The 8,933-nt window shown below is 41.2% G+C and carries 6 protein-coding genes; 5 read left to right on the top strand and 1 reads right to left on the bottom strand.

Annotated features, from left to right (window positions below):
- Positions 1 to 144: 144 nt before the first annotated feature.
- The 5 genes from CLHUN_RS19895 (at position 145) to CLHUN_RS19875 (ending at position 8,231) form a co-directional block, all read left to right on the top strand.
- Entirely contained in the window at positions 145 to 5,442 is a 5,298-nt protein-coding gene (locus tag CLHUN_RS19895; protein ID WP_165755805.1) for a S8 family serine peptidase, read from the top strand.
- 209 nt (positions 5,443 to 5,651) lie between these two features.
- Positions 5,652 to 6,200, top strand: a complete 549-nt coding sequence (locus CLHUN_RS19890) for an RNA polymerase sigma factor (protein ID WP_080066442.1) — start codon at positions 5,652 to 5,654, stop codon at positions 6,198 to 6,200.
- Between the two features lie 4 nt (positions 6,201 to 6,204).
- Entirely contained in the window at positions 6,205 to 6,933 is a 729-nt protein-coding gene (locus CLHUN_RS19885) for a DUF4367 domain-containing protein (protein WP_165755804.1), read from the top strand.
- A 111-nt stretch (positions 6,934 to 7,044) separates the two neighbouring features.
- Positions 7,045 to 7,449 carry a hypothetical protein gene (locus CLHUN_RS19880; protein WP_080066440.1) on the top strand — a complete coding sequence of 135 codons (405 nt, stop codon included), beginning with the start codon at positions 7,045 to 7,047 and terminating at the stop codon, positions 7,447 to 7,449.
- A gap of 251 nt (positions 7,450 to 7,700) precedes the next feature.
- A complete protein-coding gene (locus CLHUN_RS19875) occupies positions 7,701 to 8,231 on the top strand; it encodes a hypothetical protein (protein ID WP_080066439.1) in 531 nt (176 codons plus the stop codon).
- 329 nt (positions 8,232 to 8,560) lie between these two features.
- On the opposite strand, the gene CLHUN_RS19870 is transcribed toward CLHUN_RS19875, so the two are convergent.
- On the bottom strand, positions 8,561 to 8,839 hold the full coding sequence (locus tag CLHUN_RS19870; RefSeq protein WP_080066438.1) for a hypothetical protein: 279 nt from the start codon (positions 8,837 to 8,839) through the stop codon (positions 8,561 to 8,563).
- Positions 8,840 to 8,933: the final 94 nt, after the last annotated feature.

Genomic DNA, 8,933 nt, shown 5'->3' with positions numbered 1-8,933 from the left:
TTATATTATAAAATTTACAAAATTTTATACAGTTTACTATTTTATAACAATGATATATAATTAACAATAAATTCTATAAATTATATATTATAGGTATTTATGACAATTAAAATCGACTTAATATTTTTTGCGCTGGGGGAAAAAATGATTTCGAGAAAAAACTTGTTTTACAGGGTTGCAGCTTTATTTACAGTGGCTGCTGTAATGTTTGCACAAGCGGGGACCGCATATGGGGCTGAAGGCAGGCTTGACTTTGATGTTTCAGGATTTCTTAAGGATAACGGCAGTACAACCGAATACAGCAGCTTTTCCGGAGATATGAAAAGTTCGGGAGAGCTCATCATAAAATACAAGGGGCAGGGTGATTCTCCAGAAGCGCTGTCACAGGAAAAGAGCAGCAGAAAATTTAATTATAAAACACTTAAACAGATAGGTGAAAATATGGAGCTTGTTCAGGTGGCTCCGTATCAAAGCCTGGAATCGGCCATAGCCGAGCTGGAAAAAAATCCGGCTGTGGAATATGTACAGCCCAATTACATACTCAATGCCTATGAGATACCAAATGATCCGTTATACGCCAGGCAGTGGGGAATGAGCAACAATGGGCAATTGATAAATGGCGGTTACGGCACAACCGGAGTGGATATTAATATTCAAAAAGCCTGGAGTATGACAAAGGGGAATTCTGAAATAATCGTAGGGGTGCTGGATTCCGGCATAGATATCAATCACCCTGATATCAGGAACAATATTGTTGCAGGCTGGGACTTTGCACATGATGACAGCAGCGTATATGACAAAGGCGACGATGAGAGCCATGGTACAAATATTGCAGGGATAATTGCCGCAAGTATCAATAACAATACTGGAGTAAGCGGTGTAGCCCCGAATGTGAAAATAATGCCGCTGAAATTTATGATAAACAGGTCAGGCTATACTGCCGATGCCATTGAAGCTATTAATTATGCCAAGGCAAGGGGAGTCAAAATAATAAATTGCAGTTTTGGCGGAGACAGGAGTGACCTTGCATTAAGAGATGCAATGGAGGCTTCGGATATCCTTTTCGTGTGTGCCGCGGGAAACAATGGAAGAAACCTTGATATGAGGCCCTGTTATCCGGCATGCTTTGGTCTGTCAAACCAGATAAATGTTGCAGCAGTTGACAATGATGGAAACCTGTGCAGTTTTTCCAACTATGGCAGGGAAATCGATGTGGCGGCTCCGGGACAGGATATTTTTAATATACTGCCTGAAAATTCCTATGGGTATATGAGCGGAACCTCCATGGCAGCACCTTTTGTCACAGGTGTGGCGGCACTTATGAAAAGTCTGGCACCTGCCGATAATCCTGACCGGATAGTTGAAGAAATAAAAGCCGGCTGCCTTAAAATGAATAACTTGCAGTCAAAAGTCAATACCGGCGGTATGGTGGATTCATATAAAGCGGTTCAAAATGCAGACAATATCAAAACGGAAAGTGGCATCCCGCTCATAAGCTCCCAAGATGTGGGCATATGTCCTGCTGATGCGATAATCGATGATGTAAGGCCTGAAATATATGTGGCGAGTTTTGGTGAGAAGAAACTGTATGCCATAGATTATGATACGGGAAATTACAAGGAAATCCGGGTGGAGGCCAACCCGGGGTGTATCGCATATGCAAACGGCAAGCTGTATGTTGGAATGCAGTCGCCGGTAATGTCTGTTCCCACCGGCTCTATTGCCGTAGTAGACGCTGATAGCTTCAAACTGATAGACCGGTTTGATATTGGTATGGTACCGGATGACATTGCTGCGGACGAGGACGGCTTTATTTATGTTACTGGTCGAACAGATGGAGGGTATGAGATTAAGTCTTATTCGGAAAGTACAAAAGCCCAGGTGTCGTCTGTTAATATGGGTCAATTGAATATGATTGAAATTCATCCCGAGCTTAAAAGAATTTATTCGTTGAATTCATATACCTCATCCGACGGTTTTAAAATGTACCCCATTCAAAATGGGCAGCTTTCCGGTCAGGTGGACGGACCTCCCCTGGATGCGGAAGAGAGCTACCTGGGGTCATATTTTAAAATATCACCCGACGGCAAATACCTGTTCAACTCATACGGCTCAATTTTTAAATGCCATGAGGATTCATCAATTGATATGAGTTATGTGGGGAGCATAGGTCAGAGCTTCTATAAAATTGCCTTCGATCTTCCCAATGACAGGTTTTATGTTTCTACTGGAAAGACATACGTGGAATACCGTTACAGCAGCCTTGAAAGAGTGGGTGAATATACAGCACCCAGAGATATAACCGGATTGTTTTCGGCAGGTGGGAGTTTACTGGCAATTGACCAGTACGAGGGAAATTATTACATAGACAAGTTATATCCGGTTGAAAAGCCTTCCGATTTACAGGCTGTGTCTATAGGCAGTGAGATAAGGGTAACCTGGAAGGGTATCTCAGGGGTGACAGGCTACGATGTTGAGGTTGACGGGACAAGCATTGATAATGGTGTGTCTGAAAGCTACGTAATATCCGGGGCTGCTCCTGCGGCTTCCTATCTTGTAAAGGTCAGGGCAAGAAAAGGGAAGCAGGTCAGTGACTGGGCTGTTGAAGTACAAAAAGCCGGGGCAAACTGGGCAGGCAGTATTAATATGCCCTCAGCCAGAGCTGATTTTGCGGCAGTGGAGCTGGAGGGGAAAATCTATGTCATCGGAGGTATGAATGCTTTTGGTGAGGCCATGGGTACGGTGGAAGTATTTGACCCGGGGACTCAGACCTGGTCTCAGGCAGCAAGCTTGAATATCCCCAGATATGGTCTTGAGGCGGAAACTGTCAATGGAAAAATATACGCTGTGGGTGGAGAGAACAGTCTTTTAGCATACGGTACTGTCGAGGAGTACGATCCCCACACGGATACCTGGACCGAAAAACAGGGAATGCAGCAACCCAGAAGCAATTTCGGGTTGCAGGCTGTGGACGGAAAGCTCTATGCCATGGGCGGTTATGGGCATATTCCGGTGGTGAAGTCACTGGAGCAGTATGATGCTGCAAAGGATGAATGGAAGGTCATCGGAGAGATGCTGACTCCAAGATATGGCTTCAGTACGGCTGCCATTGGAGACACAATATATACCGTAAGCGGAGTGAATGAGGCCGGCGAACTTGCAGCAAATGTAGAGGCCTACCATACTGGCACCAATAGCTGGAGTCGTGAAGAGGATATTTCGGTGCCGAGATGCAACGCAGGACAGGCAGTGGCAGGCGGCAATTTATACATAATCGGCGGAAATGACTCCTATTCGGAGGTTGAACTTGTTGAAGCCTACGATAGCGAGGCAAAAGTTTGGAGCTCCTTTGACAGTCTGTTTACTGACAGGACTGCCCTGGAGTGCATTTTCCTGAACAATGACATATATGCCCTGGGGGGATTCAGCAATTCAAGCCACACTGTCCTCTCAGACGTGGAGAAATATACATTTGTACCTGCAGGGATGAAAATAGAGGGGCCTGACAGCATATCACTTCCTGAAACAGGAGATGTGACCCAGGAGTACTTTGCATATTCTTTGGATTCACATGGAAACAAAATAGGCAGGCAAAGTGCCTTATGGTCGGTAACCGGTGACAGGGATGCAGTATCGGTAAACTCCGATACTGGTATAGTGATCGTTAAAAGCGGGACAGCAGGTACTTCCTTTGTGCTGGGTGCAGTCCAGGCTGAGGTAGCGGCAGCCTCGGCAGTAAAGACCATAAATATAGTTAATGACTCCATACAGGTCTTACATTCAGCCGGTTTTGACAAAAAGCCTTCCTTACAGGCCGATATCGTGGTGCCTGTAAATTTCAGAGGAAATACAATTTCAGATATTTATAACGGAAACAGTACTCTGATAAAGGATGTCCATTACACATGTACAGCCGGAAGCATAACTATAAGCAAAAATTATCTTGTGACGCTGCCAAACGGTACGGCACTGCTAAAATTCAGGTTTAGTGCAGGCAGGGATTCCATATTCAGTATTTCAATAGTTGATTCTACTCCTCCGCCGGTCACTCCCCCGCCTGTGACTCCCCCGCCCGTCACCCCGCCTCCGGGGATAGTTCCGCCCGTACCTGAAGCTCCTTCAACAACGCCTCCGGCAGTGGCAGCAACTCAGCCTGATGCACCGGGAAAAGCGGTAAAGCCTGGGGACAAACAAGGCTATCAGAGGCTCAAGGCTGAGATAAAGGCTTTGGGGAAAGAAACTGTGAAACCGTCTGTAGTCAAAAATACTGCAACTTTGAGCTTATCCGAAGGTGTTATAAAAAGTTTATTGACCAGAGCCGATAATGTAAAGAAGGAATTAAAGACAGCCGGCCTTAGTTCCAGAGACAAGGTGCTGCTGTCAAAAGTTACAATTGAAACCGGGCTTGACGGAAATATTGACTTTTTCAAAGCTAGCCTTCCTGCCGAACTGCTGGGGACCCTGGGGAAGAAGGGAATAAGCCGTATTGAGCTTACAAGCAGTATGGGAGCCGTAGCCATTGATACAGCCGAAATGTTTAAAAAGACGGCCAGCTTGATTACAGTTGAGCTTAGAAGGGCCGGTGCCATCAAAGATCTGACGGGTGTTCAGAAATCGGCTATTGGCAAAAATCCTGTGCTTGACCTTAAGCTGTTTGTGGTAAACAGTGACGGAACCAGGTCTGAAATAAGCAGCTTCAGCAAGCCGGTGGAAGTCAGGCTTCCGTACCTGGCAAAAAAGGGAGAGGACCCCGAAAAAATCACTGCCTACTATTTAGATGAAAAGGGACAAACTGAAAATATGTCCGGATGCTATGATTCCTTGACAAAAACAGTGGTTTTCACGACCATGCATTTCAGCAAGTATTTCCTTAAAGAAAATAAAGTGAGCTTTAGTGACCTTAAGGGTTACGAGGCCTACAGGAAATATATCGAGGTTCTGGCGGCCAAGGGTATTGTAGGTGTTGACAAGGGTAACAATTTCAATCCGGGTGCAGGTATTACCAGAGGAGAGCTGGCGGATATGCTGGTGAAGGAGTTTATAATTGGTAATATTGGGGCTGGAGCTTTAAAGAATAATTATACAGATGTAAAAAAGTCAAACAGGTATTATTCTGCCATAGCTTTAGCTGCTCAAGCAGGCTTGCTGGGGGGCGGCAAGGATGGGAAATTCAGGCCTGACGACAGGATTTCCAGGCAGGAGTTTGCAATAATTATAGCAAATGCACTTAAAAAGTATAAAGGCATTAATAGTCCGGGTGAAGTGAAGCAATTGTCGGCGCTGAAGGATTACAGCAAAATAAGTACTTATGCCAGGCCCTCCATAGCGTTGCTGGTACAAAACGGAATAATAACAATTGAATCGGGAAAGGCTTTTAATCCCTCAACTGCCATAACAAAAGCGGAGGCGGCACAAATATTATATAAAGTGTTTGACTTGTAGTTGGGATACCAGCAAATTCAAATTTATATAACCTCACCTGGTGGTACGTGGCTCCTCAGTTATGGGGAGTCATCTCATTTTCAGCACCTGTAAAGCATACTGCGTTTGAGCTTATCAGCCGGATGGTACTTTTAAACAGCAAAGCCAAATTATAGTATAATAAGAAGTAAGTTGAAACCATATTTTGACAGAAAAAAAGGAGAATTATATTGACGGTAATCTTAAACATGGATAACAGAGATAGACGGTCAAAGTTTGAGGAATTATATCTGGCTCATAAAAATATAATGCTTTACACTTCATATAACATTCTTAAGGATTGGCAGCTTGCGGAAGATGCTGTACATACGTCGTTTTTAAGACTATTGAATAAAATTGATACCATAAATGATATTGCTTGTAACAAAACACGTAATTTTTTGGTTATTATAGTAAGAAATGTATCAATTGATATGTACAACAAGAGAAAAAAGCATTCGGAATATGGATATGATGAATTATCCGAGAAAATCGAAGACCAGGATTTATCAGTAGAAGAGATAGTAATTTCCCACGATAAAATTAAAGAATTAATGGACAATATTTCAAGTTTGGATAAAAAATATAGTGATGTTTTGATGCTCAGATTTGCTTACCACTATAGCGAGGAAGAAATAGCACATTTATTAGGAATCAGCTACGAGAATGTCAGGATAAGATTATACAGGGGCAGGAACTTTCTAAAAAATAAGCTTAGCGGAGTGAGTAGAGATGAATAAGGAATTGAAAGACAAGATATTCTGCGATATTTTGGAGTATGCCTTGGAACTTGAGTGTGAGAGAGCAGGAAAAGAATTGCCTGCTGAGGCGGAATTACTTCAAAACCTATCTATTTCAAAAGAATTTGAAAAAAGGATGCTGGCCCTCTTTAGAGTTCGGAAGAGAAAGACAGTTACAAAGTACATCTTGAGCTTGAGCAAAAAAGTTGCGGTTTGTTTTATGTTGGTATTAATATTGAATATTACTCTTCTTATAACAGTAGATGCATACAGGGTGAATTTCTTCAATTTGTGTGTTACCGTAAAAGACGGATTTACTACATTTGTATTTACTGAGGATAATAGGGAAAATGAGGTTGAAATGAGCCGTATACCGGAGGATTGGGATACGGTATATCTTCCGGTATCTATTCCCGGAGGTTTTTCCATCAAGAATTCCATAAGTACGGGAAGTATTAAAAGAATAATCTATTCTGACAAAGACAATAAACTGACAATAAATTTCAGTTATTATCCAATTAAGTCCAGCACGTTTTCTATCGATACGGAAGATTCGCAGATGGATAAAATTTATATTGGCGCAAATGCAGGATATTTATCTGTTAAGGCCTCTGATGGGGAAGAGAGAACTTCTGTGGTATGGAATGATGATACGACGGCATTTTCCCTTATCTCAACCCTGGATAAAAAAACCGTCATAAACATCGCAAAAAGTGTAAAAAAAATTAAATAAAAATATGAAAATGTTGTAACACAGCCCGTTTATTTTCGGTTTATATATTGTAGATATTAAATCACTGTATCAATTTTAAATCTATAGACCAAAGAGAATGGGGGAGAGGATATGATAAGTAAAAAAAAGGGAATGGCTTTATTTCTTCTGGTGGTTTTAAGCATACTGATTAATTCAAATGTTTTTGCGCAAGACAGCAGTTTGTACTGGACTGCAATGATACAGCCGACACAGAGCTTCGACATTGTAGGCGGCAAAGCTTATGTTGACGGAGAAACTTTGGCAGACACAAATGCAACCAGTGTCTATATTTCAGCCAGCCTTCAGCAGTATAAGAACGGCAGTTGGGTAGTTATTATGAGCTGGTCCAATTCTCAGAACGGCAGTTATGTAAATTTGTCAAAAACCTGGTATGTAACCTCGGGCTATACCTACCGACTAGTTACTTATCATACTACTTATTTCAGCGGAGGTTCAGAGAGTACAACCCTGACAAGCAGGAATGTCAGCTATTAGTCGGACATAATAGATTGGAGGCAATTGATGGGGAAATACCGGAAGAAATTATCCTTAATGTTAGTTTGACTTTCTCCCAGGATGATGCTCCAATTTCAAATGTGTTGAATTTATTCAGCGCGCTTAACCGGTGGTATAAGGTGTTTTATCAGTGAATTTCAGAAACTGACAAAAGCCGGCTTCTGGAATTTGCCTTAATTGAGGATTTGATTAGTATGCTGTTTGCATGACTGTCGGCCCATGGAGGTAAGATGAAAAAAATCGTTATAATATCTGGGTTCATACTAATGTTTTTAGCAGGCTTCATGATTTTATATTCAGCAAATTATAAAGTTGATACCTCAAATATGGAAAAACAATTATTGCTGTTTCAAAATAAATATGAAAAAACTGTTGAAAAAATAAATACTATAGATGAATGCAATATTGACAATAAAAAGTTTGTTCTGCTTTCGCAAGATAATAATTTAGCATATGCCGAACTAAAAAGAGGTATTAACGATAAATACAAAATTATTTCCGTAACTGACGGTTTTAACTCATTAAGGTATGAAGTTATTGAGACCAAAAAGGGCAAATATCTGCTTCTGGCCGGATCAAACCCTGATTTTGCCATTGATTACATTACTGCAAGGGTAAATATAGAAGAATATAAAATACCTATACAGAAAGAACCGAAGTTTATAACCTTCTGCAGAATTACATCATGGGCATCAAAGTCAGAGGACCCTTCTGAGGTCAGGCTTTTTAACAGGAATGACCAGGAAATAGTAGTAAATTAATATAATAATATGGGGTTGGATTATTTACATGAATCGCCGTTTAATTTATGCTGAATTGCTTTTTTATTCACACATGATTTTTTATAGGCTGTACCCTTAGGCGAGATATTTGCCCCATATATGGTAAGAAAACCGATACTGATAAAAAACTTATATAAGCGCCTGATTCGAGGGAATCAGGCGCTTTGTGATGAAAATGACAAAATATGGAGCCAAGGCAGTTTGGCTTAAAAAGCTGCCAGCTTTCACTCAGGCATATAAATTTTTACCGGTTGGAAGCTATATAACAGGCATGTTGCTCTATTCATAACGAGCTATGGCGGGAATTATCATGACTTCCCGCTGAGCTCCCTCTTTATCTCTGCAAATTCATATCTGGCGTCTTTTACTACACATTTTAGGGCTATTGCTACAATACAGGTAAATACGGACAATAATATAAAAATTGTGAAATAAATGCCCGAACTTACATAGTTACCATTGCTGTATTGAAAAACCTGGTCCAGGACGCTGCCTTTAAATATTACTACAACTGCTATGAGAAAGAATATTATACTGAAAAATATCAGTATATTGGCAAATTTGTTTGACCTTTCAAAGTATGGCATATGACACCTCCGGAAAATATATAAGATTAATTTATAATAAACCTGCCTTAAAGTCAATCCTTTAACAGGTTAAGAGCATTTGCGGGCTATGAGA

The sequence above is a fragment of the Ruminiclostridium hungatei genome (genome assembly GCF_002051585.1).
Taxonomy (GTDB): domain Bacteria; phylum Bacillota; class Clostridia; order Acetivibrionales; family DSM-1351; genus Ruminiclostridium; species Ruminiclostridium hungatei.
Note: the sequence above shows the minus strand (reverse complement) of the source record. Positions and strands in the feature narration are given on the sequence as shown.

Bases quoted from the DNA above. Each gene is read 5' to 3' on its own strand.
- CLHUN_RS19875 (WP_080066439.1), top strand. From the start codon at position 7,701: ATGAAAAAAATCGTTATAATATCTGGGTTCATACTAATGTTTTTAGCA.
- CLHUN_RS19895 (WP_165755805.1), top strand. From the start codon at position 145: ATGATTTCGAGAAAAAACTTGTTTTACAGGGTTGCAGCTTTATTTACA.
- CLHUN_RS19880 (WP_080066440.1), top strand. From the start codon at position 7,045: ATGATAAGTAAAAAAAAGGGAATGGCTTTATTTCTTCTGGTGGTTTTA.
- CLHUN_RS19870 (WP_080066438.1), bottom strand. From the start codon at position 8,839: ATGCCATACTTTGAAAGGTCAAACAAATTTGCCAATATACTGATATTT.